The 25,582-nt window shown below is 69.9% G+C and carries 24 protein-coding genes; 16 read left to right on the forward strand and 8 right to left on the reverse strand.

Going from position 1 to position 25,582, the window contains the following annotated elements; translation table 11 throughout:
• The first annotated feature begins 59 nt into the window (after positions 1-59).
• Complete coding sequence (locus RGI145_RS00505) at positions 60-728, forward strand: Tim44/TimA family putative adaptor protein (RefSeq protein ID WP_075796798.1); 669 nt, start codon at positions 60-62, stop codon at positions 726-728.
• A 639-nt stretch (positions 729-1,367) separates the two neighbouring features.
• Positions 1,368-2,567 carry a murein transglycosylase A gene (gene mltA / locus RGI145_RS25635; protein WP_167668206.1) on the forward strand — a complete coding sequence of 400 codons (1,200 nt, stop codon included), beginning with the start codon at positions 1,368-1,370 and terminating at the stop codon, positions 2,565-2,567.
• 37 nt (positions 2,568-2,604) lie between these two features.
• Here mltA and paaI read toward each other — a convergent pair whose 3' ends face one another.
• Complete coding sequence (gene paaI / locus RGI145_RS00515) at positions 2,605-3,048, reverse strand: hydroxyphenylacetyl-CoA thioesterase PaaI (RefSeq protein ID WP_237183148.1); 444 nt, start codon at positions 3,046-3,048, stop codon at positions 2,605-2,607.
• Between the two features lie 135 nt (positions 3,049-3,183).
• Here paaI and RGI145_RS00520 point away from each other — a divergent pair, with 135 nt between their 5' ends.
• The 6 genes from RGI145_RS00520 to paaE all read left to right on the forward strand — a co-directional run bounded on the left by RGI145_RS00520 (position 3,184) and on the right by paaE (position 7,879).
• Positions 3,184-4,059: a PaaX family transcriptional regulator C-terminal domain-containing protein gene (locus RGI145_RS00520; RefSeq protein ID WP_075796800.1), complete on the forward strand. Its 876-nt coding sequence runs from the start codon at positions 3,184-3,186 to the stop codon at positions 4,057-4,059.
• Between the two features lie 71 nt (positions 4,060-4,130).
• Positions 4,131-5,150 carry a 1,2-phenylacetyl-CoA epoxidase subunit PaaA gene (gene paaA / locus RGI145_RS00525; protein ID WP_075796801.1) on the forward strand — a complete coding sequence of 340 codons (1,020 nt, stop codon included), beginning with the start codon at positions 4,131-4,133 and terminating at the stop codon, positions 5,148-5,150.
• Positions 5,151-5,167: 17 nt separating this feature from the next.
• On the forward strand, positions 5,168-5,482 hold the full coding sequence (gene paaB / locus RGI145_RS00530) for a 1,2-phenylacetyl-CoA epoxidase subunit PaaB (RefSeq protein ID WP_075796802.1): 315 nt from the start codon (positions 5,168-5,170) through the stop codon (positions 5,480-5,482).
• 25 nt (positions 5,483-5,507) lie between these two features.
• Positions 5,508-6,287 carry a 1,2-phenylacetyl-CoA epoxidase subunit PaaC gene (paaC, locus tag RGI145_RS00535; RefSeq protein WP_075796803.1) on the forward strand — a complete coding sequence of 260 codons (780 nt, stop codon included), beginning with the start codon at positions 5,508-5,510 and terminating at the stop codon, positions 6,285-6,287.
• Positions 6,284-6,778, forward strand: coding sequence for a 1,2-phenylacetyl-CoA epoxidase subunit PaaD (gene paaD / locus RGI145_RS00540; protein WP_418314488.1), 495 nt, complete (start codon positions 6,284-6,286; stop codon positions 6,776-6,778). The genes paaC and paaD overlap by 4 nt, the downstream gene beginning before the upstream one ends.
• A 12-nt stretch (positions 6,779-6,790) precedes the next feature.
• Positions 6,791-7,879, forward strand: coding sequence for a 1,2-phenylacetyl-CoA epoxidase subunit PaaE (gene paaE / locus RGI145_RS00545; RefSeq protein ID WP_075796805.1), 1,089 nt, complete (start codon positions 6,791-6,793; stop codon positions 7,877-7,879).
• Here paaE and RGI145_RS00550 read toward each other — a convergent pair.
• The 3 genes from RGI145_RS00550 to paaG all read right to left on the reverse strand — a co-directional run bounded on the left by RGI145_RS00550 (position 7,857) and on the right by paaG (position 10,838).
• Positions 7,857-8,492 (reverse strand): TetR/AcrR family transcriptional regulator, encoded by a 636-nt coding sequence (locus RGI145_RS00550; protein ID WP_075796806.1) that lies wholly within the window; start codon positions 8,490-8,492, stop codon positions 7,857-7,859. The genes paaE and RGI145_RS00550 overlap by 23 nt on opposite strands.
• A 145-nt stretch (positions 8,493-8,637) precedes the next feature.
• A complete protein-coding gene (gene paaK, locus RGI145_RS00555; RefSeq protein ID WP_237183149.1) occupies positions 8,638-9,999 on the reverse strand; it encodes a phenylacetate--CoA ligase PaaK in 1,362 nt (453 codons plus the stop codon).
• Between the two features lie 50 nt (positions 10,000-10,049).
• Positions 10,050-10,838: a 2-(1,2-epoxy-1,2-dihydrophenyl)acetyl-CoA isomerase PaaG gene (paaG, locus tag RGI145_RS00560; RefSeq protein WP_075796807.1), complete on the reverse strand. Its 789-nt coding sequence runs from the start codon at positions 10,836-10,838 to the stop codon at positions 10,050-10,052.
• A gap of 313 nt (positions 10,839-11,151) precedes the next feature.
• On the opposite strand from paaG, the gene paaZ reads away from it, so the two are divergent.
• A complete protein-coding gene (gene paaZ, locus RGI145_RS00565) occupies positions 11,152-13,188 on the forward strand; it encodes a phenylacetic acid degradation bifunctional protein PaaZ (protein ID WP_075796808.1) in 2,037 nt (678 codons plus the stop codon).
• Between the two features lie 189 nt (positions 13,189-13,377).
• Here the strand turns inward: paaZ and RGI145_RS00570 are convergent, their stop codons facing one another.
• From RGI145_RS00570 to RGI145_RS00580, 3 genes are all read right to left on the reverse strand, one after another.
• On the reverse strand, positions 13,378-14,664 hold the full coding sequence (locus RGI145_RS00570; protein ID WP_075796809.1) for an MFS transporter: 1,287 nt from the start codon (positions 14,662-14,664) through the stop codon (positions 13,378-13,380).
• 60 nt (positions 14,665-14,724) lie between these two features.
• Positions 14,725-15,120 carry a MarR family winged helix-turn-helix transcriptional regulator gene (locus tag RGI145_RS00575; protein WP_237183150.1) on the reverse strand — a complete coding sequence of 132 codons (396 nt, stop codon included), beginning with the start codon at positions 15,118-15,120 and terminating at the stop codon, positions 14,725-14,727.
• Positions 15,121-15,194: 74 nt separating this feature from the next.
• Positions 15,195-15,896 carry a GntR family transcriptional regulator gene (locus RGI145_RS00580; protein WP_156878389.1) on the reverse strand — a complete coding sequence of 234 codons (702 nt, stop codon included), beginning with the start codon at positions 15,894-15,896 and terminating at the stop codon, positions 15,195-15,197.
• A gap of 163 nt (positions 15,897-16,059) precedes the next feature.
• Between RGI145_RS00580 and RGI145_RS00585 the strand changes: the two genes are divergently transcribed.
• From RGI145_RS00585 to RGI145_RS00610, 6 genes are all read left to right on the forward strand, one after another.
• Entirely contained in the window at positions 16,060-17,082 is a 1,023-nt protein-coding gene (locus RGI145_RS00585; protein WP_075796811.1) for a 4-hydroxythreonine-4-phosphate dehydrogenase PdxA, read from the forward strand.
• A 64-nt stretch (positions 17,083-17,146) separates the two neighbouring features.
• The gene (locus RGI145_RS00590; RefSeq protein ID WP_075796812.1) at positions 17,147-18,157 is read left to right on the forward strand and encodes a Bug family tripartite tricarboxylate transporter substrate binding protein; all 1,011 of its coding nucleotides are present in this window, start codon (positions 17,147-17,149) and stop codon (positions 18,155-18,157) included.
• A gap of 31 nt (positions 18,158-18,188) precedes the next feature.
• Entirely contained in the window at positions 18,189-18,671 is a 483-nt protein-coding gene (locus tag RGI145_RS00595) for a tripartite tricarboxylate transporter TctB family protein (RefSeq protein ID WP_075796813.1), read from the forward strand.
• A 12-nt stretch (positions 18,672-18,683) separates the two neighbouring features.
• Positions 18,684-20,216, forward strand: coding sequence for a tripartite tricarboxylate transporter permease (locus RGI145_RS00600; protein WP_075796814.1), 1,533 nt, complete (start codon positions 18,684-18,686; stop codon positions 20,214-20,216).
• Positions 20,217-20,568: 352 nt separating this feature from the next.
• On the forward strand, positions 20,569-21,459 hold the full coding sequence (locus tag RGI145_RS00605) for an NAD(P)-dependent oxidoreductase (protein ID WP_075796815.1): 891 nt from the start codon (positions 20,569-20,571) through the stop codon (positions 21,457-21,459).
• Complete coding sequence (locus tag RGI145_RS00610; RefSeq protein ID WP_075796816.1) at positions 21,456-22,835, forward strand: NAD(P)H-dependent oxidoreductase; 1,380 nt, start codon at positions 21,456-21,458, stop codon at positions 22,833-22,835. Before RGI145_RS00605 ends, RGI145_RS00610 begins: the two co-directional genes overlap by 4 nt.
• A gap of 48 nt (positions 22,836-22,883) precedes the next feature.
• Here the strand turns inward: RGI145_RS00610 and RGI145_RS00615 are convergent, their stop codons facing one another.
• Entirely contained in the window at positions 22,884-24,341 is a 1,458-nt protein-coding gene (locus RGI145_RS00615; protein WP_075796817.1) for an alpha/beta hydrolase, read from the reverse strand.
• 206 nt (positions 24,342-24,547) lie between these two features.
• Here RGI145_RS00615 and RGI145_RS00620 point away from each other — a divergent pair, with 206 nt between their 5' ends.
• Positions 24,548-25,573 (forward strand): AI-2E family transporter, encoded by a 1,026-nt coding sequence (locus RGI145_RS00620; protein ID WP_075799712.1) that lies wholly within the window; start codon positions 24,548-24,550, stop codon positions 25,571-25,573.
• The last annotated feature ends 9 nt before the right edge of the window (positions 25,574-25,582 follow it).

The raw sequence follows: 25,582 nt of genomic DNA on the forward strand, positions 1-25,582 counted from the left end.
GGCGTTGCGTTACCGGATGTTCATCCCCATTTTCCCTCTTCAAAGAGAGGAGACCACAGATGCAGGGCGGCTTCCCCATCGACCTGATCCTGTTCGCGATGGTCGCGGCCTTCCTTGTGCTGCGTCTTCGCTCCGTGCTCGGCCGGCGGACCGGCTTCGAGCGCCCGCCTGAAGCGCGCCCGGCCCCCGGCTACCCGCCCCGGGCGATCGAGGGCGATGCCAGCGAGGCGGTGCCCGTCCCACCCGCGCCGCAGCGCCATGCCGTGCCCGATGCACAGGGCCCGGTCGGTCAGACGCTCGCCAACATTCAGAAGGTCGATCCTTCCTTCTCCGTCCAGAACTTCCTGGGGGGGGCGGAAACGGCCTTCCGCATGATCGTCGAGGCCTTCGCGCGCGGCGACCGCGACACGCTGCGCAGCCTGCTCGGCCCGGAAACCTTCACAGGCTTCGAGGGCGCCATCAAGGCGCGCGAGGATGCGGGCGAGACCCAGCGCACCGAGATCCGGCATGTCCACGAGGTCACGGTGGAGGGCGCTGAGCTGCGCGGCTCCGTGGCCGATGTCACCGTCCGCTTCGTGTCGGATCAGGTGAACATGACCCTGGCCGCCGATGGCAAGCCCGTCACGGGCACCGACAGCGTGACCGAGCTGAAGGACCTCTGGACCTTCCAGCGCGACCTCAAGAGCGGCGATCCGACCTGGCGGCTGGTGGATACCCGCTCCGTCTGAACGGCGTTTCCGGTCCCGGACAGGCGGCGAGAGCCGCGTCCGGGACCGCTTCCCTGTCCCGGGAAAAGTGATTCGGCCTTTCCGCCTGCCCCCTGGCAGGGACGACAAGGCGATCCCAGGTTGTCGTTTCCTGATCCTGGGCGTGTCGGGCTCCCGCATCGCCAAGCCGTTGTCCTGGCCGGGATTTTTCCTGCCCCGGCCTCTGCCTGCGTGGCGAGAATCTCCCCAGGGGCCGTTTCGTCGGATGCTCTGAGCAGAAAGTGCTTGATGATTTTTGGTTTCTGTTTCTAAAAAACGATCCGAACTACCCAACAAAGACCGATTTCTGCTCAGAGGTCCGGAGGAACAGGCCACCGCATGACGCATCCCCTGCCACATCCCCGCCAAAAGCCGACGATCTGGCATCGGGGCCGCGCTCGTGGCCTCCCCGCGCTTTCCCTGCTGGCCCTGCTTGCCGGGGGCGGGCTCCTCGCCCCGGCGGGTGGTTCACCCGTCCAGGCTGCCGAACGCTCCACCGCACGGGCCCAGCAGGACATGCCCGCGTTGCGGCAGGCCCGGACGCGCCTGCCGGCCCTGGAGGCGGCGCTCGGGCGCTCCGGTACTGCGCAAGGAATTGGGCAGGGGCCCGGACCGCGCGGCATGGTGCAGCGGCGGATGGAGAAGCAGCGGCAGCTCGCCCGTGACGAGGCCCGCGCGCGCGGCGTCGCCATGCCGGCGGCGAAGCTGGCCGGGGCCGGCGTGGCGGGGGGGCTGCTGGCCGGCACCGCCCGCCCGGCCCTGTGGAGCGAATTGCCCGGCTGGGAAAGCGACACGGTGAGCGAGGCGATGCCGGCCGTGCTGGCCTCCTGCCGCGCCGTCACCGCGGGCTCCCCCGATGCCTGGCGCCGCGCCTGCGATGCCCTGGCCCAGGCCTGGCGCAACCTGCCGCCCGTGCCGGCCCGTGCCGGCGGCGCTCGTCTGCGCGAGGCGCGGCAGTTGCGCGATGCCCGTCTCCGCGATGCGCTGGAGGAGAACTTCATCCCGACCCCGGTCGGGGAGGGCCTGCTGACGGGCTATTACGAGCCGGTTCTGCGTGGCTCCCGCATGCGGGTGGGCGATTTCCAGACCCCGCTCCACGCCCCGCCTTCCGAGCATGTGCAGCTCGCCCAGGGCGACGGCCAGCGACCCCAGCACGGCCAGATGATGGAGGGCAGGCTGCAGCCGTTGCCGGACCGCGCCGCCATCCAGAACGGCGCGCTGGACGGGCGCGGGCTGGAACTGGTCTGGGTGGATGATCCGGTGGAGGCCTTCTTCCTGCAGATCCAGGGCTCCGGCCGCGTGGTGTTGCCGGACGGCAAGATGCTGCGCCTCGGCTATGCCGGGCAGAACGGCCAGCCCTACCGCTCCATCGGCCGCTCCCTGATCGACCGGGGCGATGTCGCGCCGGAGAACATGTCCGCCGATGCCATCCGCCGCTGGATGACCAAGGTGGGCTATGACCGCACCGCCGCGCTGATGGCGGAGAACCCGTCCTACATCTTCTTCCGCATCAACCAGGGCCTGCGCCCCGACCAGGGGCCGCCGGGCGCCATGGGCATCCCGCTGACGCCGGAACGCTCCATCGCCGTTGATCCCTCGGTGGTGCCGCTGGGCGCACCGGTCTTCGTGGCGGGGGGCGGCATCCGCCGCCTCGTCGCGGCCCAGGACACGGGCGGCGCCATCCGCGGCCCGGGGCGGGGCGACCTGTTCCGCGGCTGGGGGCCGGAGGCCGGCAAGCGGGCGGGCAACCTGCGCGAGCCGGTGCGGATGTGGGTGCTGATGCCGCGGGCGAATGCCCTGCTGGCGGACGGGAGCCGCTGAGCGGCGGCCCTTCCCGCCGCTCAGCGGGACGCGGGGCCTATTCGCCCTCGCCCAGCATGCTGCCGCCGACGGTGCGGGACTGCCCCCGAAAGGTGGCGACCGCCTGCTCCTGCTCATCCACCACCAGGACGTCGTAGATCCCGCTGCGTCCGGCCTCCGCGACACGCCGGGCGCGGGCGGTCAGCACCGTGCCTGCCATGACGGGGCGAATGTAGTGGATGGTGCAGGACTGGCCGACCGTGATGCGGTCGAAGCTGTTGCAGGCGCAGGCGAAGGCGGAATCCGCCAGCGTGAAGATGAAGCCGCCATGGCAGTTCCGGTGGCCGTTCAGCATGTGCGGCGCGACCTGCATCGACAGGTCCGCCTCGCCCGGCGCCACCCGTAACAGCCGCATGCCGAGGCCATTGCTGGCCGGATCGCGTTCCAGCATGGCGGCGACGCATCGCTCCGCGAGTTGCTGCGCCGTGTCCCCTGCTTCCATCCCCATTCCGGTTCCTTCCATCCGTTTTCACCGGCCGCCCGGTCAGGAATAGTCTGCGCGCCGGACCGGCCCGGGACAAGGCGGCCGCGATCCGGCGGTTCCGTGCCGGCCCTGCCCTGGCTATGCAGGAGGCCGATGTCCTCCCCGCTCCTCGATCCGATCCTGCGCCACCTGAACAGCGAGCCGTCGCGCACCTGGTCGGTGGTCATCACCTTCTACGGCGACGCCATCCTGCCACGCGGCGGCTCCGTGGGGCTGCAGACCCTGGCCGAGGTCCTGGGCGGGCTGGGGGTCAACGACGCCGCCGTGCGGGCCGCCGTGTCGCGCCTCGCCGCCGATGGCTGGCTGGAGCGGCGGCGGCTGGGGCGGAACAGCTTCTACCGCCTCGCGGAGAAGGGAGCGGGGACCTTCGCCGAGGCAGCACGGCGCATCTACGGCCCGCACGAGACCCAGCCGGAGGACGACCGCCTGCGTCTGCTCCTCCTGCCGCCGGAGATGGCGCGAGAGCCGGCGCGCGAGGCGCTGCGGGCGGGTGGCTACGGCGCCGCGCTGCCGGATCTCTGGCTGGCGCCCTGGTCACGGACGGTTCCCGCCGAGGCCCGCGCCGCGATCGTGCTGGAAACGCGGGCCGGAGCGGCGGAGGCCGAGCGGCTGGCAGCCCTGGCCTGGGACCTGGAGGGCATCGCCGAGGGCTACCGGCGCTTCCTGGAACCCTTCGGCGAGGTCTCGCGCCGCATGCCGGAGGAAGGCCTGCCGGGGCTGGAGGCGCTGGTGGCGCGGCTGTTGCTGATCCACGAATACCGCCGCGTGGTGCTGCGCGACCCGTTCCTGCCGCGCGCCATGCTGCCGGCGGAATGGCCGGGCGAGGTGGCGCGGCGGATCTGCGCGGACCTCTATGCGCGCCTCCTGCCTGCCTCCGAGGCTTGGCTCGATGCCCATGCGGCGGACGAGGACGGCCCATTGCCCGCTCCGGGGCCGGAACTCTGGCGGCGTTTTCGCGAAGATATGTGACGAATAATTCTTGAACACGTAAATTTCGTCACATATGATCCTCCCAACGAACGACGTCAGGGAGGCCAGCCATGTACACGCAGGCGCTCAATCAGAAGGACGAGCCGCGCGACATCCCCATGCTGGAGGATGCGGAGGCGGCGGCGCGGTTCCAGGCGCGCGTCGATGCCGAGGAGCGCATCGAGCCGAACGATTGGATGCCCGAGGCCTATCGCCGGACGCTGGTCCGTCAGATCTCCCAGCACGCGCATTCCGAGATCGTGGGCATGCTGCCGGAAGGCAACTGGATCACCCGCGCGCCCTCGCTGCGCCGCAAGGCCGCGCTGCTGGCCAAGGTACAGGACGAATGCGGCCACGGCCTCTACCTCTATGCCGCCGCCGAGACGCTGGGCGTGACGCGGGAGGCGCTGACCGACCAGCTCCTTTCCGGCAAGGCCAAGTATTCCTCGATCTTCAACTACCCGACGCTCACCTGGGCGGATATCGGCGCCATCGGCTGGCTGGTGGACGGCGCGGCGATCATGAACCAGATCCCCCTCTGCCGTTGCTCCTACGGCCCCTATGCCCGCGCCATGATCCGCGTCTGCAAGGAGGAGAGCTTCCACCAGCGCCAGGGCTACGAGATCATGCTGACGCTGTGCCGCGGCTCCGAGGAGCAGAAGGCGATGGCGCAGGACGCGCTGAACCGCTGGTGGTGGCCCTGCCTGATGATGTTCGGCCCGCCGGATGCGGCCAGCCAGCATTCCGACCAGTCCACGCGCTGGAAGATCAAGCGCTTCTCCAATGACGAGCTGCGCCAGCGCTTCGTCGATGCCACCGTGCCGCAGGCGAAGTATCTCGGCCTGACCATCCCCGATCCGGAACTGCGCTTCGTGCCGCCCCCGGCGGATGCGCCCGAAGGCGCGACGGGCCACTGGCATTACGGCGCGATCGACTGGGCGGAGTTCAAGCAGGTCCTGGCCGGCAACGGCCCCTGCAACCGCGAGCGCCTGGCCGTGCGCAATAAGTCGCACCGCGAGGGCGCCTGGGTGCGGGAGGCCGCGCTGGCCCATGCGGCCAAGCGCAACGCACGCCGCGCCGCGGCCGCCTGAGCGGGGAAGAGGAACCGATGTCCAAGGAACAGGCCACCCCCCAGACCAACCCCCAGACCACCCCTTTGTGGGAGGTCTTCATCCGCAGCCGCAACGGCCTGTCGCACAAGCATGTCGGCTCGCTGCACGCGGCGGATGCCACTCTGGCGCTGCAGGCGGCGCGCGACGTCTATACGCGGCGGGGGGAGGGGCTCTCGGTCTGGGTCGTGCCCTCCAGCGCCATCACCGCTTCCGATCCGTCGGAGAAGGGCATGATGTTCGAGCCCACCGCCTCCAAGATCTACCGGCACCCGACCTTCTACGAGGTGCCGGACGAGGTCGGGCATATGTGACGGCGCGCGGGAAGGAGAACGCCAGATGGCCACGAGCTCGATCCGCCTCCGCGAGACGCCGCCGGTGCTTTTCGCGCTGCGCCGGGCGGATGACGCGCTGATCCTGGGCCACCGCCTGTCGGAATGGTGCGGCCATGCGCCGATGCTGGAGGAGGACATGGCGCTGGCCAATATCGCCCTCGACCTGATCGGCCAGGCGCGCACGCTCTACGACCACGCGGCGGTGCTGGGCGGGGAGGGGCATGACGAGGACCGCCTCGCCTATCTGCGGGAAGCCGGCCAGTACCGGAACCTGCTGCTGGTGGAGCAGCCGAACGGCGATTTCGCGCAGACCATCCTGCGGCAGTTCCTCTATTCCGCCTTCGCCGACCCGTACTGGCGCGCGATGATGCGCTCCGCCGATCCCACGCTCGCCGCCATCGCCGCGAAGTCGGAGAAGGAGAGCGCCTACCACCTCCGCCACAGTGCGGAATGGGTGATCCGCCTGGGCGACGGCACGGAGGAAAGCCGTGCCCGGGCCGCCGGGGCGCTGGCGCTGCTCTGGCCCTATACCGGCGAGATGTTCGAGGCCGACGCGGCGGAGCGCGAGCTGATCGCGACCGGCGCGGCGGTGGACCCGGACACGCTGCGCGGGACCTGGCTGGCGACGGTACGGGAGGTGCTGGAGGAGGCGACTCTGCCGCTGCCCGACCCCTCGGCCTGGATGCAGAGCGGCGGCCGCAGTGGGCGGCACAGCGAGCATCTGGGGCATCTGCTCGCGGAGATGCAGCATCTCCAGCGCACCTATCCCGGCGCCGTGTGGTGAGTGCCGTGGAAACCCTGTGCGAGCGCGCCCTGCGCGCCGCGGCGGCGGTGGTGGACCCGGAGATCCCCGTGCTGACCATCGCCGATCTCGGCGTGCTGCGCGAGGTGCGGGAGGTGGACGGCACGGTGGAGGTGCTGATCACCCCCACCTATTCCGGCTGTCCGGCGATGAACATGATCGCGCTGGAGGTGGAGATGGCGCTCGAACGCGCCGGCCTGCCGCGCGCCCACGTGCGCACCGTGCTCTCCCCGGCCTGGACCACGGACTGGATGACCGAGGAGGGGCGGCGCAAGCTGCGCGACTATGGCATCGCCCCGCCCGGCCGGACAGGCGGGCGGCGCGCCCTGTTCGGGGAGGAGGAGGCGGTGGCCTGCCCGCAATGCGGCTCCACGCGCACGGAGCGGCTCGCGGAATTCGGCTCCACCTCCTGCAAGGCGCTGTGGCGCTGCCTCGCCTGCCGCGAACCCTTCGACCATTTCCGCTGCCATTGAGGGACGTCTCCCATGTCGAGCACCCTGCCGCGCTTCCACAGCCTCCGCGTCGCGGACCTGCGGCGCGAGACGCCGGATGCCGTCTCCATCGCCTTCGAGGTGCCGGAGGCGTTGCGGCCGCTCTACGGCTTCAAGCCGGGGCAATACCTGACGCTCCGGCGGGATTTCGACGGTGAGGAGGTCCGCCGCTCCTACTCCATCTGCTCCGGCCCTGATGACGGGGAGCTGCGCATCGCCGTGAAGCGCGTGGAGGGCGGCAGCTTCTCCGGCTGGTGCAACACGGCGCTGCGGGCGGGCGATGCGCTGGAGGTGATGGTGCCGACCGGCCGCTTCGGCATCGTGCCCGAGCCGGAGGCGGCGCGGCTGCATCTCGGCTTCGCCGCGGGATCGGGCATCACGCCGATCCTCTCGATCATCCGCTTCCTGCTGGCGCGCGAGAAGCGCAGCCGCTTCTTCCTCTTCTACGGCAACCGCAACGCCGCCGACATGCTGTTCCGCGAGGCGCTGGAGGAGCTGAAGGACCGCTTCCTCGACCGCTTCTCGGTCTTCCATGTCCTGTCGCAGGAAGAGCAGGACCTGCCCATCCTGAACGGCCGCCTGGACGGGGAGAAGGTGCGCCTGCTGCTGCGTCACCTCGTGCCGGCGGCGGGCGTGGACCATGCCTTCCTCTGCGGCCCCGCCGGGATGAGCGAGGATGTCGCCGCCACGCTGCGCGAGCTCGGCATCCCCGAGGAGCGCGTGCATGTGGAGCGCTTCGTCTCCGCCTTCGACGGCCGCCCGCGCCGCGCGGCGGTGCCGAAGCCCGCCCCGGATGCGCCGCCCGCGCACAGCGCCGCGCTGATCGTCGATGGCAAGCGGCGCGAGGTGCCGGTGGCCGAGGGCGAGGCCGTGCTCGACGCCGCGCTGCGGGCGGGGATGGACCTGCCCTATGCCTGCAAGGGCGGCATGTGCAGCACCTGCCGCGCCCGGGTGGTGGAGGGCACGGTGGAGATGGAGGCCAACTACTCGCTGGAGCCCTGGGAGATCGAGGCGGGCTATGTCCTGACCTGCCAGGCGCGCCCGACCAGCGCGCGCGTGGTCATCGACTACGACCAGATGTGACGAGTTCCGGCAGCTCCAGCCGGCTGGGGGCGCCATCCAGCACGAGGCCGACGGCGAGGCGGGCATAGTCCTCCCGCCCGAGCGGCCCGTCCGGGCGGAACCACATGTAGTTCCAGTTCAGCATGCCGAAGAGCGACATGGTCAGCGGCTTCAGCAGCAGGCGGTTGCCGGCCAGGTCCGGCCGCGCCGCCAGCAGGGCCTCGGCGAAGACCGCGACGAGCCGCCGCTCCAGCAGCACCAGCCCACGCTTCTTCTCCGGCGGCAGCAGGCGGAGCTGACCGATCTGCACCTGATGCGCGGCATCCGCCCCGGCATAGGCGCCGAGCAGCGCCACGGCGAGGTCCTCCAGGTAGCGGCGTGGCGCCGCCCCCGGCTGCGGCGAGACCGCCTCCACCACCTCCACCAGCTCCTCCAGGTGGAAGCGGATGATGTCGTGCAGCAGTTCCAGCTTGTCTCGGTAGTAGTGGTAGAGCAGCGCCTTCGACACGCCGCAGGCCTGGGCGATCATGCTGGTCGAGGCACGGTCGTAGCCGTGCTCCGCGAAGAGCTGCGCGGAACGGTCCAGGATCGCGCGGCGCTTGTCGTCATGGTCGGATGCGCGCGGGCGGCTCATTGGCAATTCCTGCTGCGGATCGGAACGGTGGCTGGCATCCGGCCTGGACAGGGCCGTGTCAAGTTCCCGGGCCTTCCGCCACGGCCGGGAGGCCGAGCGGCGGGAGGCGGAGCCTCCCTCCGGGGGCTGCCGCGAGGAGGCACGCCTAGCCTCGCTTGTCGATCACGCGGCGGATCTTGCCGATGGAACGTTCCAGCGCGCCGGGCTGTTCCACCACGACGCGTGTGGTGATGCCGATGGTGTTCTTGATCAGGCGGATGATCTCCTCGGCCTCACGCGCCATGCCGTCGCCGTCCCAGTAGCCGCCCTGGCACTCCACATGCACCGCCATCTGGTCGAGCCGCCCTTCGCGCGACAGGTGGATCTGGAAATGCCCGCTGCACCAACTCTGGCCGAGCAGGATCTCCTCGATCTGCGAGGGGAAGACGTTGACGCCGCGAAGGATGATCATGTCGTCGCTGCGGCCGGTGATCTTCTCCATCCGCCGCATCCCGGGCCGCGCCGTGCCGGGGAGGAGGCGCGTCAGGTCGCGGGTGCGGTAGCGGATGACGGGCATGCCCTCCTTGGTCAGGGTGGTGAAGACCAGCTCGCCCTTCTCGCCATCGGGCAGGACCTCCCCGGTGCGGGGGTCGATCACCTCCGGCAGGAAATGGTCCTCCCAGACATGCAGCCCGTCCTTGGTCTCGGCGCATTCCTGCGCCACGCCGGGACCCATGACCTCGGACAGGCCGTAGATGTCCACCGCCTGCATGTCGAAGGCCTGCTCGATCTGTTGGCGCATCGCGTTCGTCCAGGGCTCGGCGCCGAAGATGCCGATCTTCAGCGAGCTCTGCCGCGGGTCGAGGCCCTGGCGGTGGAACTCGTCCAGCAGCGCCAGCATGTAGCTCGGCGTGACCATGATGATCTCGGGCCGGAAGTCGTGGATGAGCTGCACCTGCCGTTCGGTCATCCCGCCGGAGATGGGCACCACGGTGCAGCCCAGCCGCTCGCCGCCGGCATGGGCGCCGAGCCCGCCGGTGAAGAGGCCGTAGCCATAGGCGTTGTGCAGCATCATCCCGCCCCGCCCGCCGGCGGCGTGGATGGAGCGCGCCATCAAATCGGCCCAGCGGTCCAGGTCGCCCTGGGTATAGCCGACCACGATCGGCTTGCCCGTGGTGCCGGAGGAGCCGTGCAGCCGCGCGATCTTTTCCCGGGGCACGGCCAGCATGCCGAAGGGATAGGTGTCGCGCAGGTCCGTCTTCACGGTGAAGGGGAATTTCGCGATGTCCGGCAGGTCCCGGAAGTCGCGCGGATGCACGCCAGCGGCATCGAACTTCGTGCGGTAGAAGGGGACGTTCTCATAGACATGGCACAGCGTCTGCGCGAGGCGCTCGCGCTGCAGCGCCTGGATCTCGGCGCGGCTGGCGCCCTCCACCGCGTGCAGGAAGGGGCCGGGTGCGGCACTGCCGGGCGGTTCCGCGGCCGGGGCGGAACTCGTGGCTGCGGCGCTCAGGCTTGTGGCGCTCATGGTGTCCGTTCCTCCAGGGGCCTCTTGGCGAGGGCCGTTGTCGCGAAAGCCTAGCCCGCGCGGCCGGTGAAGCGCGGCGGCCGCTTCTCCAGGAAGGCGCGCACACCCTCGGCGTAATCCGGCGTGCGCCCGGCCTGGCGCTGCAGGTCGCGCTCCAGGTCCAGTTGGGCAGAGAGGGTGTTGGTGGCGGAGGCATCCAGCGCCTGCTTCGTCAGGGCCAGGCCCTGGGTCGGCTGGGTGGCCAGACGCGCCGCCAGGGCCTCCGCCTCCGGCATCAGAGCCTCGTCCGGCACGGCGCGCCAGATCATGCCCCAGGCCTCGGCCTGACGCGCCTCGACGGGCTCACCCAGCAGCATCAGCGCGCGGGCCCGGGCCTCACCCACCAGGCGGGGCAGGGTATGGGTGCCACCGGAATCCGGGACCAGCCCGATGCGGGCGAAGGCCTGGATGAACTTCGCGGAATGCGCCGCCAGCACGATGTCGCAGGCCAGGGCGATGTTGGCCCCGGCGCCCGCCGCCACGCCGTTGACGGCGCAGACCACCGGCTTGGGCATGTCGCGCAGCCGGCGCACCAGCGGGTTGTAGAGGCGTTCCAGCGTGTCGCCGAGATCGGGCGGGCCATCCCCGCCCCGCCGGTCGCCCAGATCCTGCCCGGCGCAGAAGCCGCGCCCGGCGCCGGTCAGCAGCACGGCTCGGCAATCGGCATCGGCGGCGGCCTCGTCCAGCGCCGCGGCCAGGGCGGCGTGCAGATCCTCGTTGAAGGCATTGAGCCTGTCCGGGCGATGGAGCGTGAGCTTCCGCCAGCCTTCCAGCCGTTCGACCAGCACCGTGTCGCTCATCGCCGTTCCTCCCTGTCCTGGCCGGGTTTACGATACCCTTGGCCATTTGGTTCATTGACCGTCTGGACGGTCGATTAACCACTGTCCGAGGCCTCCCTGTCAATGACAGATCGTTGCTCCACCATTGGTGCCTTTGCGATGCAGCATTGCCGGTTGCGGACGCGTGGCAAGGAAGTGCTTGCATTGACCGTCCAGACGGTCAAATAATTCCGGCAACCCCGGCCCCGCGCCAGACGCGCCCGCAAGCAGGGGAGAAGCACCGCGAGGCGCCCGGGACGAGGGGCGCCCCCCCAGGGGATAGGGAACACCGATCATGCCGCTCACCCTCCGCAGCCACGCCCTGGACCGCTGGGTCACCCCCGCCGCGCCGGGCGCCGGGATCCGCAGCGCCGTGGACGGAAGGGTGGTCGCCACCGTCTCCAGCGAAGGGCTGGACTTCGCCGCCATGGCCCGCCATGCGCGGGAGGCCGGTGGGCCCGCCCTGCGCCGCTTCAACTTCCATGAACGGGCAGAGATGCTGAAGCGCCTCGCCACCTTCCTCGGCGACCGCAAGGAGGCGCTCTACGACCTCTCCTTCGACACGGGCGCGACGCGGCGCGACAGCCTGATCGACATCGATGGCGGCATCGGCACGCTCTTCGCCTATGCCTCGCGCGGCCGCCGTGAACTGCCGCCGGGGCGCTTCGTGGTGGAGGGCGAGGTCGAGAGGCTCTCGCGCAACGGCAGCTTCGCCGGGCTGCACATCCTCTCGCCGTTGCAGGGCGTGGCGGTGCATGTGAACGCCTTCAACTTCCCCTGCTGGGGCATGCTGGAGAAGCTGGCGCCCGCGATCCTGGCCGGCATGCCGGTGATCACCAAGCCGGCCACCGCCACGGCCTATGTCGCCCATGCGGTGGCGGAGGCGATCGTGGAATCCGGCATCCTGCCGCCCGGCGCCTTCCAGTTCGTCGCCGGCGGCACGGGCGACCTGCTGGACCACCTGACGGGGCAGGACCTGCTCTCCTTCACCGGTTCCGCCGCCACCTCGGTGAAGCTGCGCGACAATCCCGCCGTGTCGCGCAACGCGGTGCGCTTCGTGGCCGAGCGGGATTCGCTGAATGCCGCCATCCTCGGTCCGGATGCGACGCCGGAGACGCCGGAATTCGGCCTCTTCGTGCGGGAGGTGGTGCGCGAGATGACGGCCAAGGCCGGGCAGAAATGCACCGCCATCCGCCGCATCCTGGTGCCCCGCGCACAGGTCGCGGCGGTGGCCGAGGCGCTTTCCGCAGCGCTGGGCAGGATCACGGTCGGCGACCCGCGGCGCGAGGATGTGCGCATGGGGCCGCTCGCCAGCCTGAACCAGCGCCGCGACGTGCGCGCGGCGGTGGCGCGTCTCCGGAGCGAGGCCACGATCCTCTTCGGCGATCCGGAGCATTGCACGGTGCTGGGCGGCGATGCGGAGACGGGGGCCTTCATGGCCCCGGTGCTGCTCCACTGCGAGAGCCCGCTCCGGGCCACGCTGGTCCATGAGGTGGAAGCCTTCGGCCCGGTGGCGACGCTGATGCCTTATGACGGGGTCGAGGAGGCGGTGGCCCTGGCAAGGCGCGGCGAGGGCAGTCTGGTCGCCTCCGCCTTCTCCTATGACCCGGCCGTGACGGCGGAGCTGGTGGCGGGCCTCGCCCCCTATCACGGCCGCCTCTTCCTGCTCGACCGCGACAGCGCGGCGGAATCCACCGGCCATGGTTCGCCTTTGCCGGCGCTGGTGCATGGCGGGCCGGGCCGGGCCGGCGGCGGCGAGGAGATGGGCGGCCTGCGCGGCGTCTTCCACCACATGCAGCGCACCGCGCTCCAGGCCTCGCCCGCCAAGCTTGCCGCGCTCGGCGAGGGATGGATCAAGGGCGCGCCCACGCGCATCCCGGAATCCCATCCCTTCCGCCTGGATTACGATGCCCTCTCGGTTGGCGACACGGTGGAGACCGCGTCGCGCACCATCACGCTGGCGGATATCGAGCACTTCGCCGGCTTCACCGGCGACAATTTCTACGCCCATATGGACGAGGCGGCGGCGAAGGCGAACCCCTTCTTCCCCGGCCGCGTCGCGCATGGCTACCTGATCCTGAGCTTCGCCGCCGGGCTCTTCGTCGATCCCGCGCCTGGGCCGCTCCTCGCCAATTACGGGCTGGACCGGCTGCGCTTCCTCAAGCCCGTCTCGCCGGGGGATTCGATCCGCGTGCGCCTGACCGTGCAGCGGAAGAACCCCGCGCGGAAGCCGGAATATGGCGAGGTGCGCTGGGACGTGGAGGTCTTCAACCAGGAGGACGAGACGGTGGCGCGCTACGAGCTCCTGACCATGAGCACGCGGAAGCCGTGATGCGGGGGGCGGCCTGCCGGTGCCGTCATGTCCCGCCTTCGAAGGGCAGGCACCGCCCGCCTCTCCACCCGCTGGGGATCGGGCGCCAGGCTGGAGGCCGCCACGGAGAGCCCATGAAATCCCCGGGATTCAGCGGGAACCAGCTTCGGGGGCAAGACGGAGTCTCGCCCCCGAAGCGCGCCGACCGACTCACTCCGCCGGCTGCAGCCTGGGCCGGCGGTACAGCGTGGTGACCAGCAGGGCGGCCACCAGACAGAAGCTGCCGGCCACGTAGAGGGCGGGCAGATAGGTGGAGAACTCGGTCCGGCTGAACCCGGCGCCGAAGGCAGCGGTGGCGGCGCCGAGCTGGTGTCCGGTGAAGATCCAGCCGAAGACCAGCCCCGCCTTCTCCGGACCGAAGCGGTTGGCGGTGAGGCGCACGGTCGGCGGCACGGTCGCCACCCAGTCCAGCCCATAGACCACCGCGAAGATGGAAAGGGCATAGACGTTGAACTCGGTGAAGGGGAGGTAGAGCAGCGACAGCCCGCGGAAGGCGTAGTAGGAGGCCAGCAGCCAGCGGTTGTCGTAGCGGTCGGACAGCCAGCCGGACAGGATCGTGCCGGCGAAGTCGAAGATGCCGATCACCGCCAGCATGCTCGCTGCCCCGACCGGTGCCACGCCGTAATCGCCGCAGAGCGCGATCCAGTGCGTCTGGATCAGCCCGTTGGTGCTGAGGCCGCAGACATAGAAGGTCAGGAACAGCACCCAGAAGGTGTAGCTGCCGGCCGCCTCGCGCAGCACGCGGAGGGGAGAGAGGAGGAGGTTGCCCAGCCCCTGCTCGCGCGGCGGCGCGGCCTGCTGCACGGAGGTACCATAGGGCGTGAGGCCAAGATCCGCGGGCCGGTCGCGCATCAGCAGCAGCACCACGACCATGGCGATGGCCAGCGTACCGAGCACGAAGACCAGCGCGGTGCGCCAGCCATAGGCCGTGCTGAGGCTGGCCAGGATGGGCAGGAAGACGAGCTGCCCGGTGGCGTTGCTGGCGGTGAGAAGCCCGACCACGAAGCCGCGCCGTTCCGAGAACCAGCGCGTGGCCACGGTGGCGCCCAGCACGATCGCCGTCATCCCCGTGCCGAGGCCGACGATGACGCCCCAGAGCAGCACGAGCTGCCACAGCTCCCGCATCACCAGCGAGCCGAGCAGCCCGGCGGAGATCAGCACCAGGGCGCAGAGGATGACGCTGCGCACCCCGAAGCGGTTCATGAAGGCCGCGGCGAAGGGGCCCATCAGCCCGAACAGGGCGAGGCGCAGCGCGAAGGCGGTGGAGATATCGGCGTTCTGCCAGCCGAATTCCTGCTGCAAGGGCTCGATCATCACCCCGGCGGAACCCATGGCCCCGGCGGTGGCGAGCATGGTCAGGAAGGTCGCCCCCGCGACCACCCAGCCGTAATGGATGCCCTTCTGCCGCAGGCCCGTGGCCAAGGCGGTGGAGATCATGATGGCGTTTCCCCCGTGGGTGCCCGGTCGGGCGAATGGTTGAATCCGGACGGCAAAGGGTCAGAGGTCATACAGCAAGGCACGCAGGTTGCGGGCGCCCTCCGCGCCGAGCAGCGCCTCGACCTCCGCCTGTGCCTTGTTCCACAGCGGCGCGCCGTCGCTCAGCACCTGCTGCGCCGCCTCGGTCAGCTCCAGCGCGGTCTCGCGCTGGTCCCGTCCGGCTACGCTGCGGATCAGCCCGTCGCGTTCCAGCAGCTTGGCATTGCGCCCGACCGTGGAGCGGTCCAGCAGGCTGAGCCGCGCCAGCTCGGTGAGCGAGACGGGCTGGAAATGCCCGATCCGCCGCAGCAGGCTGTACTGGGCCACGTTGACGCCCGCAGGCGCCAGGGCCTCGTCATAGATCGACGAGACCTTCCGGGCCGCCACGCGGAGCGCGACGCAGTAGCATTCCGTCATCATAGATGCGGGTATATGCCCGCATTAGCCGCCCGTCCAGGGCTTTCTGCGGCCGTGGCGCCCTGATCCCGGGCTCAGATCTGGTCCCGCACCCGCTCCAGCGTCTTGTCCAGATGCATTTGCAGCACCCGCGCCAGCGCCGCGCCGTCGCGCTTCCGCAGAGCCGCGACCATCTGCTCGTGCTCGGCCACGGCGCCCGCCCATTTCTCCGGTCCGGCATTGCCGATGAAGCGGATGTGCTTCATCCGCGCCTGGATCGCCTCATGCGCCCAGATGAGCGTGGCATTGCCGGACAGCGCCACGATGGCCGTGTGGATCGCCTGGTTCAGCTTGAAATAGGCCATGCGGTCCCGGGCGGCATAGCGATCCATCATCGCCTCGTGCAGCGCCGCGACGCGCGCGATCCCCTCCTCGGAGGCCTCGGAGCAGGCGAGTTCCCCCGCCAGCCCTTCCAGGTTGCGCAGCACCGTCAGGCTGTCGGTCACGTCCTTCAGCGTCACCTTGCGCACCACCGCGCCCCGGGCCGGCACCAGCTCCACCAGCCCCTCGCCGGCCAGCATGCGCACGGCCTCGCGCAGCGGCGTGCGGGAAACGCCGAGCTTGGCGCAGAGCGCGACCTCGTTGATGCGGGTGCCAGGGGCGATGGTGCCCTGGGTGATCAGGTCGCGCAGCCGGGCCGCCACTTCCTCCTGGAGGGGGCGGCGCACGATCGGCCCCACGCCACCCGCCGGCAGGCCTTCCAGCCTGTCTTCGTCCATGAGGGCGGATGTGGCCATCAGCTTCGATCCTGATCCATGCTCATCCATGCGGGAGCCCTCTTAGATATGCCTTGACGGGGCCGGCCCGTCCACATTAGGTCTGGATTACTGTATGCAGTGTGAAGCATACTCTATGTGACGGCTGAAACGAAGCCAAAGCAAGAATGCGGGAGAGGGCGGCATGGAAGCGCAACTGCTGACGAGGCCGAGGATCGCTCTGGCCATGGGCGACGCGGCCGGCGTCTCCTCCGAACTGGCCGCCAAGGTGCTGGCCGATCCCCAGGTGCGCGAGGCCGCCGAGATCACCGTGATCGGCGATGCCCGCATGCTGGCCCGCGGCGCCGAATTCGCCGGCGTCAACCCGGATGTCGATGTGGTGCGCGATGGCGAGCCGATGCCACGCCGCGTGCCCGGCCGCCCCGTGCTGATCGATCTCGGCCATGGTGACCCGGACGGCATCAGGCTGGGCGAGATCTCCGAAGCCGGCGGCCGCTTCGCCACCGAGAATTTCCGCCGCGCCCTGCGCATGGCCGCCGCCGGCGAGGCCGACGCGGTCTGCTTCACACCCTTCAACAAGGCGGCGATGCGCCTCGTCACCCCGGGCTACGAGGACGAGATCGGTTTCTCCGCCGAGACCATCGGCTTCCATGGCGTGGCCAAGGAGTTCAACGTCCTGGAAGGGCTGTGGAACGCCCGCGTCACCTCGCATGTGCCGCTGAAGGACGTGGCCGGGCTGCTGACGAAGGAGGCCATCCTCGACAACCTGCGCCTGACCGACGAGGCGCTGCGCGCCTCTGGCGTCGCCCGCCCGCGCATCGCCGTGGCGGGACTGAACCCGCATGCCGGCGACAACGGCAATTTCGGGCGCGAGGAGATCGACGTGATCGCCCCGGCGGTGGAGGCGGGCAAGCGCGAGCAGATCGCCTGCGACGGTCCCTTCCCGGCGGACACGGTCTTCGTGCGCGCCAGGCGCGGCGATTTCGACGCGGTGCTGACCATGTTCCACGACCAGGGCCAGATCGCGATGAAGCTGATCGGCTTCGATGCCGGCGTGACGCTGATGGGCGGCTTCCCCTTCCCGATCTGCACCGCCGCCCATGGCACGGCCTATGACATCGCGGGCAAGGGCATCGCCCATCCCGGCGCCATGCGCAACGCGCTGCTGCTGGCCTCCCGCATGGCGGCGAGCCGCATCGCCGCCTGATCGACCGAACAACGGCGCGAAGGCCCGGAACGGGTGCGCGCCTCATCCCTGGAGGAAAACAAGAATGCGCGTTCTCCCGACGCTGACGCTCGCCTTCTCGCTCGGTGCCGCCTCCCTGGCGGCGACGGCACCCCGCCCCGCCCTGGCGGCCTGGGAGCCGAACCGCCCCGTCGAGTTCATCGTCACCTCCGGCGCCGGTGGCGGCACCGACCTCTTCGCCCGCACCATCCAGGCGGCGATCCAGAAGCATGAGCTGCTGAACGTGCCCGTCGTCGTCACCAACAAGGGCGGCGGATCGGGCGCGGAGGGCTTCGTCTATGGCCGTGGCTCGCAGGGCGACCCGCTGAAGGTGATCTTCGGCACCAACAACGAGTGGCTGCTGCCCTATGTCGCGCGCGTGGCCTGGAAGCCGGAGCAGCTCGTGCCGGTGGCCGCCATGGCCTTCGACGAATTCATGCTGTGGGTGAAGGCCGACGCGCCCTACAAGACCGCCGCCGACTACATCGCCGCGGCGCGCGAGAAGCCCGGCGCCATGAAGATGGGTGGCAGCCAGACCAAGGACACCGACCAGATCCTCACGCTGAAGATCCAGAAGGCGACCGGCGTGCGCTTCACCTACATCCCCTTCCGCGGCGGCGGAGAGGCGGGCGTGCAGCTCGCGGGCGGGCATGTGGATTCCAACGTCAACAACCCCTCCGAAAGCGTCGGCGGCTGGCGCGGCGACCAGGTCCGCCCGGTCTGCGTCTTCCGCAAGACGCCCCTGTCGGTCACGGAGAAGGTAACCGCGACGCAGTCCTGGGCCGATATCCCGACCTGCGCCAGCCAGGGCATCGCGGTGGACGAGTACCGCATGCCGCGCACCGTCTTCCTGCCGCCCGACGTGCCGAAGGAGGCGCAGGAATTCTGGACCAACGTGATGCGCAAGGTCACCGAGACGCCGGAATGGAAGGACTACATCACCCGCACGGTGCAGAGCGCGGTCTTCCTGACGCCTGACCAGATGAAGCCCCTCATGGAGGAGGAGCAGAAATCCGGCAAGGAGATGTTCGCCGCCGAGAAGTGGCTGGTGAACTGAGGCACCGGACGCCGGACAGGGAGCGACGGCCATGCTGACGCGTTACCGGATGGAAATGGCCACGGCGGCCGTCGTCTTCCTGCTGGGTGCCATCGCCGTGATCGGCGCCCTGGAACTGGACTATGGCTGGGCGGAGGACGGGCCGCAGGCCGGCTACTTCCCCTTCCGCATCGGCCTGATCGTCATGGCCGCCGCCGTCGCGATCGCGGTGCAAAGCTGGTACAACCGCACGGCCCTGACGCGGGAGGTCTTCGTGGACCGCGCCGGCAGCGGGCGCGTGCTGCGCTTCGGCCTGTCGATCCTGGCCCTGGTGGTGCTGTCGCTCACCCTCGGCATGTATGTCGCCATGGCCGCCTACCTGTTCGTCATGATGCGCTGGCAGGGGCGGCATTCCTGGCTCGCCAGCATCGCCGTGCCGCTGCTCTACACCATCGCGACATGGCTGGTCTTCGAGCGCTGGTTCCTCGTGCCGCTCCTCAAGGGGCCGGTCGAGGTTTGGCTCGGCCTGGCCTGAGGAGACCGGACGATGTTCGACAATCTCGACGCGCTGATGCACGGCTTCGGCGTCGTGCTCACCTTCCACCACGTCGCCATCATCATGGGCGGGGTGCTGCTGGGCATCCTGGTCGGCGTGCTGCCCGGCCTCGGCGCGCCGAACGGCGTGACCCTGCTGCTGCCGCTGACCTTCTCGATGGACCCTGTCTCGGCCATCATCCTGCTCACCAGCCTCTACTGGGGCGCGCTCTTCGGCGGCTCCACCACCTCGATCCTGTTCAACATCCCGGGCGAGCCCTCCTCCGTCGCCACGACCTTCGACGGCTATCCCATGGCCCGCAACGGACGGGCCACCGAGGCGCTAACCTATGCCTTCCTGTCCGCCGGCTTCGGCGCGCTGGTGGGCGTGCTGGTGATCACCGTGCTGTCCGGCTTCGTCACCTCCTTCGCCCTGCGCTTCGGCCCGCCGGAATACTTCGCGGTCTATCTGCTGGCCTTCGCCTCCTTCATCGCCTTCGGCGGCGGCGCGCCGCTCAAGACGCTGGTCTCCATCTGCCTGGGCTTCGGCTTCGGCATGGTGGGCATGGACACGGTCTCCGGCTCCATGCGCCTGACCTTCGACATCCCCGACCTGATCAAGGGCATCTCCTTCCTCGTCGTGGTGATCGGCCTCTTCGGCATCGGCGAGCTGCTGCTGACGCTGGAGGAAGGGCTGGAGTTCAAGAGCGTCCGCGCCAAGCTCAACCCGATCGAGATCCTGCGCGCCGCCGCGAAGATGCCGCAGTACTTCTTCGCCATGCTACGCGGCAGCGCCATCGGCGTCTGGATGGGCATCACCCCGGGCGGCCCGACCGCGGCCTCCTTCATGTCCTACGGCATCGCGCGCAAGGTCTCGCGCCGTCGCGACAATTTCGGCAAGGGCGAGCCGGAGGGCGTGATCGCGCCGGAAACGGCGGACCATTCCGCCGGCACCGCCGCCATGCTGCCGATGCTGGCGCTGGGCATCCCCGGCTCCGCCACCTCGGCGGTGATGCTGGGCGGGCTGATGATCTGGGGCCTCAACCCCGGCCCGATGCTCTTCATCGAGCAGAAGGATTTCGTCTGGGGCATGATCGCCTCGATGTACCTGGGCAACGTCATCGGCGTGGTGCTGGTGCTGGCCACGGTGCCCTTCTTCGCGGCGCTGCTCTCGGTGCCTTTCACCATCATCGGCCCGATCATCGTCACCGTCTGCCTTGCCGGCGCCTATACCGTCGCGAACTCCGCCTTCGACCTGTGGATCATGCTGGCTTTCGGCGTGGCGGGCTACGTCATGAAGAAGCTGGACTACCCGATCGCCCCGCTCGTCCTGGCCATGGTGATCGGCGACAAGGCGGAGGACGCCTTCCGCCAGTCCATGCTGCTCTCCCAGGGCTCCCTCGGCATCCTCTGGTCGAACCCCTTGGTGGGCACGATCTCCACCGTCGCCATCCTGTTCCTGCTCTGGCCCCTCGTGGCGGCTTTCCTGGGCTGGCGCCGCGCCGGCAAGTCCGTCCTGGCCGCGGGGTCTGGGAGCCAGGCGTGATCGCTGGTGTCCGGCCCCGGGAGGAGGCCCTGCCTCCCCCAGACCCCCTCCGCTGGGGACATGGTATGTCCCCAGACCCCGCCTTGCGTTGGCACGGGCCGGAGGCGTTGTCCGGGAGACTGTGCCGGAGCGCATGTGGACGAGCGGAACTCGTAGAACACGACAGGACGTCCGCGATCGCGGCATCCACAGTCGCCGAAGGGCCCATCCCTTCGGCGCGATCCCGCCGCAGTGAAAGTCAACGAATGGAAGGTCCAGGAAACTCAGTTTCCTGGCGGATAGGGGGCCTGGGGGAAAGGCGGAGCCTTCCCCCCGGGACGGCGCAACGCCCGAACGGAAAGCAGAACAACGCATGAAACTCGCATTCCTGGGCCTGGGGCTGATGGGCGCCCCGATGGCGCGCCGCGTGCTGGCGGCCGGACATGATGTGACGGTGTGGAACCGTTCCCCCGACAAGGCCGCCCCCTTTGCCGAGGCTGGCGCGCATGTGGCGGCCAGCGCCGCCGAGGCGGTGCGCGAGGCCGAGGCCGTGATCCTGATGCTGGAGAACGGCCCGGTGGTGGAGCGCGTGCTCTTCGGCGGCGTGGCGGAGGCCGTACCGCCCGGTGCGGTGGTGGCGGACATGTCCTCCATCAAACCCGCCGAGGCGCAGGACCATGCCGCGCGGCTGGCGGAACGGGGTGTGCATCACGTGGACGCGCCGGTTTCCGGCGGCACCACGGCGGCGGAGGCAGGCACGCTCGCCATCATGGCGGGCGGGGAGGCGGAGCCCTTCGCCCGTGTCGAGCCGGCACTGTGCGCCATGGGCCGGCCGGTGCTGGTCGGGCCGCACGGGGCGGGGCAGCTCGCCAAGCTGGCCAACCAGGTGATCGTCGGCGTCACCATCGGCGCGGTGGCCGAGGCGCTGATGCTGGCCGCGCGCGGCGGCGCCGACCCGGCCAAGGTGCGCGAGGCGCTGCGCGGCGGCTTCGCCGAGAGCCGCATCCTGGAACTGCATGCCCAGCGCATGATCGAGCGAGACTTCGCCACGCGCGGCCGCTGCGTCACGCATCTGAAGGACCTGGACAACGCGCTCGACGCAGCGGAACGGCTGGGGCTGGAAAGCGTGCCCTATTCCGCGCTCACCGCCGATCTCTATCGCGGGCTGATCGAGAGCCAGGGCGACCCCGACCATTCCGCCCTGCTGCTGGAGCTGGAGCGCCGCAACCCGCGCACCGATGCGCGGCAGGAGGTGGAGGCATGAACCACGAGATCCTCTTCCGCGACCTCGGCGACCGCCGCTTCCGCTTCGCGCTGACGGGTGCCAGGGGCGGCTTCAGCCGCACGCTGCTCGCACAGATCCGCGCCATTCCCCGGCTGCAGCCGGCGGTGCTCTGCGACCTCGATCCGGACGGCGTGCTGGCACTGCTGGCGGAGCTTGGCTTCCCGGCGGATGCCGCCCGGATCTGCGACACGCCGGACGCCGCGTGCGATGCCGCCGCTTCCGGCCAGATCGTGGTGCTGCGCGATCAGTCCCTGTTGGGCACCGTGCCGCACGACATCCTGGTGGAGGCCACCGGCCAGCCCGAAGCCGGTGCCCGCATGGCGCTGGAGGCGATCCGCCGCGGTGCGCATGTCGCCATGGTGAGCAAGGAGGTGGACTCCGTCGTCGGGCCGCATCTCAACAGGCTCGCCTGCGAGCGGGGCGTCGTCTACACCACGGCGGATGGCGACCAGCCGAGCAACCTGATCGGCCTCGTCACCTGGGCGCGACTGCTGGGCTTCGAGGTCGTTGCCGCCGGCAAGTCCAGCGAATACGATTTCGTCTTCGACCACGCCACCGGCGCCGTGACCTGTGCCGAACTGCAAGGCGAGGCGCCCACCCTGGCGGATCTCTGGATGCTGGGCGAGGATGTGGGCGCCACGCTGGCTCGCCGTTCCGCCGCGCTCGCCGACCTGCCGCAGAGCGCCACGCCCGACTACTGCGAGATGAACGTGGTGGCCAACTCCACCGGCCTGCTGCCCTCGCGCCCGGAACTCAGCTACCCGCTCTGCCGCATCACCGAGCTCGCGGATGTCTTCATCCCCCGCGAGGAAGGCGGCATCCTCGACCGCACCGGCGTGGTGGACGTGTTCAACTGCCTGCGCCGGCCGGAGGAGGTGAGCTTCGGCGGCGGTGTCTTCGTCGTGGTCCGCGCGGGCGACCGGCCGGTCTGGGAGATGCTGCGCGGCAAGGGCCATCTGGTCAGCCGCAACGGACGCTATGCCTGCCTCTTCCTGCCCTATCACTGGATGGGGCTGGAAACCCCGGTCTCGCTGCTTTCGGCGGCGGGGCACGGCCGCGCCTCCGGCAGCGACACCCAGCGTGTCCATGCGGTGATGGTGGCGCGCACCGAACGCGACTTCCGCGCCGGCGAGATGCTGGAGATGGGCGGCCATCATCACATCATGACGGATTGCACGCCGCTCCTCCTGCCCGCCGCCGAGGCGGAGGGGCTGGCACCCTTCTACCTCGCCGCCAACAAGCCGCTTCTGGTGGATGTGCCGCGCGGCACGCTGATCCGCGAGGAGATGGTGGATCTGGAGGGCTCGCTCCTCCAGTCCCTGCGGCGCGAGGTCACGCTGCCGGCGGCAGGCTGAGCGCCAGGAGGCCGGCGCGGCGGAGAACGCAACACCGGCCAGTCGCCCTCAATGCGGCGCGCCGAGCCCTTGCCCGATCCGTTCCAGCATCTCGTCGAAGAAGGGGTTGGAGGACATGCGGATCAGCGCGTCGAGGCTGACCGCCAGCACGCCGCGCTCCCCCTTCGGGGCGATCGTGCCGAAATGCACGCCGAAATCCTCGTCGGCCGGATCGGGAAACTGCCCGTAGAGGGAGTCGCCCTGCGGGAAGGGCAGGGCGACGTGGGACAGGGAATAGACGTCGCGCGGATAGGTCTCGCGCAGTGGCACCACCCGCGTCTCCGCGCTCCCGGGCTCGGTCACCCGCGCCACCATGGGGTCCTGTCCCGGCACGGCATTGGTGACGACCACGGTGCGGTAGCGGCGCGGGCCGGGCGGCAGCATCCGCTCCAGCGCCGTCTCCGAACTCGGGCTGAGCAGGATGCCCAGCTTGCTGTTGCGGTTGAGGTCGAACAGCACGAGCTCGCTGCCATTGGCCGGCAGCAGGGCATAGAGCGCATCCAGAACGGCGGGCGTGCTGACCGTGGTGTCCAGCACCGACTGGAAGGTCAGCACCGGCGGCAGCCCGTCGAGCCGGCCCTCGCGCGCGCGCTGGCTGACCTGTTCCTGCAGCGCCCGGGTCAGCCGCCAGGACTGGCGTGCGCCATTGACCGGAAAAGAGTTGTACTTGAACGGGTTGAACTCCGGCACGATGCCGAGCCAGCTCGCCTTGGCGAAGCGTGGCAGCAAAGCCGGCAGCCCCGCCAGCCCGGCGAAGCGGGCGAATTCGGTGATGCCCACCATGGGCGAGATCAGCACCACCCGCCCCGGCCGCGCCAGCTTCGGATCGTCCAGCGCCTCCATGGCGTATTTCATCGCCAGCGCGCCGCCATTGGAGAAGCCCACGATCTCGAGCGGCCCTTGCGGGACGCGGCGCCGGGCCTCGCGCACCGCGAGGCGCGTGGCCGCCATCCAGTCCTCCCAGGTCACGTCGCTCAGCGCCGCCGGCACGGTGCCATGCCCCGGCAGGCGGATGCCGATGGCGACATAGCCGTGGTCGCGGTAGAAGCGCCCGACATGCCGCAGGCTGTAGGGCGCGTCGGTCAGCCCGTGCAGCAGCACTACCGCGCCGCGCGGCGGCCCGTCCGGCTCCAGCACGAAGGAACGGTTCCAGTCCTGCCGGAAGCGCGGCGGATAGACGGGGCTGCCCTCGAAATAGCGGTTGAGCGGCGTGCGCTCCTCCGGTTCCAGCTTTTGCGTCACTTCCCGCCGGACCGAGTCGAAGACGCGCTGCTCCGCCGCGAGATAGCTCGCCCAGTCGGATGTCCCGATCTCCTCGGCCCGCATCTCGTTGGGAACGTAGAGGTGCCAGGTTCGCAGCGGCGGGCCGCCCTGGACCTGCCAGACGCGCAGCACGAAGAGCGCCAGGAGGGCCCCGAGAACGACATACAGGCTTCGGCGCAGAAGTCTGATCGGAAATGCCGGCACCGGCGCGCCTCCATCCTTCGGGCTGCCGCAAACCAACCAATCCGAATCGGTATGCTGCCGGCTCTCTGTGGCCATGCTGCAACCCGCCCGCGCCATCGGGCAAGTATGTCGCCACCGTATTGACAACCGACCCCGCGCCTTCCCAATGGCAGGATTGCAGAGGGCGAATCCACATGGGGACCGAGCAGGGCCTCCTATCGCATGTCATGCGCGAACCCGTGCTGCGCGTGACGACGGGCCTCTGCGCGGCGGTGCTCGTCTTCGCATCGCTCCGCGAGGCCGCCTCGGTCTTCGTGCCCGCGACCTTCGCGCTCTTCATCATCGCCGTGGTCTGGCCCTTGCAGAGCCTGCTGCAGCGGCGCCTGCCGAAGGTGCTGGCCCTGGTGATCACGCTGGTCGTGGCCCTGGTCGCGGTGATGCTTCTCGCCCTGCTGGTGGCCTGGGGCTTCTCGCGGATCGGGCAATGGGTCATCGCCAACGCGGCGCGCTTCCAGTCGATCTACCTCCGCCAGGCGGAATGGCTGGAAGGGCACGGCCTCCCCGTGGCGGGGCTGATGGCGGAGAACTTCGACATGCGCTGGGTCGTCTGGCTCGCCCAGGCCGCCACGGGGCAGCTCCAGGGCTTCATGAGCTTCGTCACCGTCACGCTGGTCTTCACCATCCTGGGCATGCTGGAGGTGGACATCCTGCGCCGCAAGCTCGCCACCATGGGCCGGCAGGGGGAAGGGCGCCGCCTGCTCGACGCCTGCGCGCGGGTGGCCTCGAAGCTGCAGACCTACATGCTGGTGCGCACCGTGATGAGCGCGCTGATCGGCGTGACCATCTGGGCCTTCGCTCTGCTCGCCGGGCTGGACCTGCCGGTGGAGTGGGGCCTCATCGCCTTCGCGCTGAACTACATCCCCTTCCTCGGCCCGCTGGTGGCGACGATCTTCCCGACCTTCTTCGCCGCCCTGCAGTTCGACTCCTGGGAAATGCCGCTGACCGTCTTCTTCGGCCTGAACACCATCCAGTTCCTGTCCGGCAGCTACATCGAACCCCGCCTGGCCGGCAGGGCGGTCTCCGTCTCGCCCTTCATCGTGCTCTTCGCCGTCTTCTTCTGGTCCTTCCTCTGGGGCATCGCCGGTGCCTTCATCGGAATCCCCGTGACCATCGCGACGCTGATCCTCTGCGACGCCTATGACGGCTCCCGCTGGATCGCGAACCTGCTGTCCGGGCGCGACACGGCCAGCTGAAACCCTCCG

The sequence above is a fragment of the Roseomonas gilardii genome (genome assembly GCF_001941945.1).
Taxonomy (GTDB): domain Bacteria; phylum Pseudomonadota; class Alphaproteobacteria; order Acetobacterales; family Acetobacteraceae; genus Roseomonas.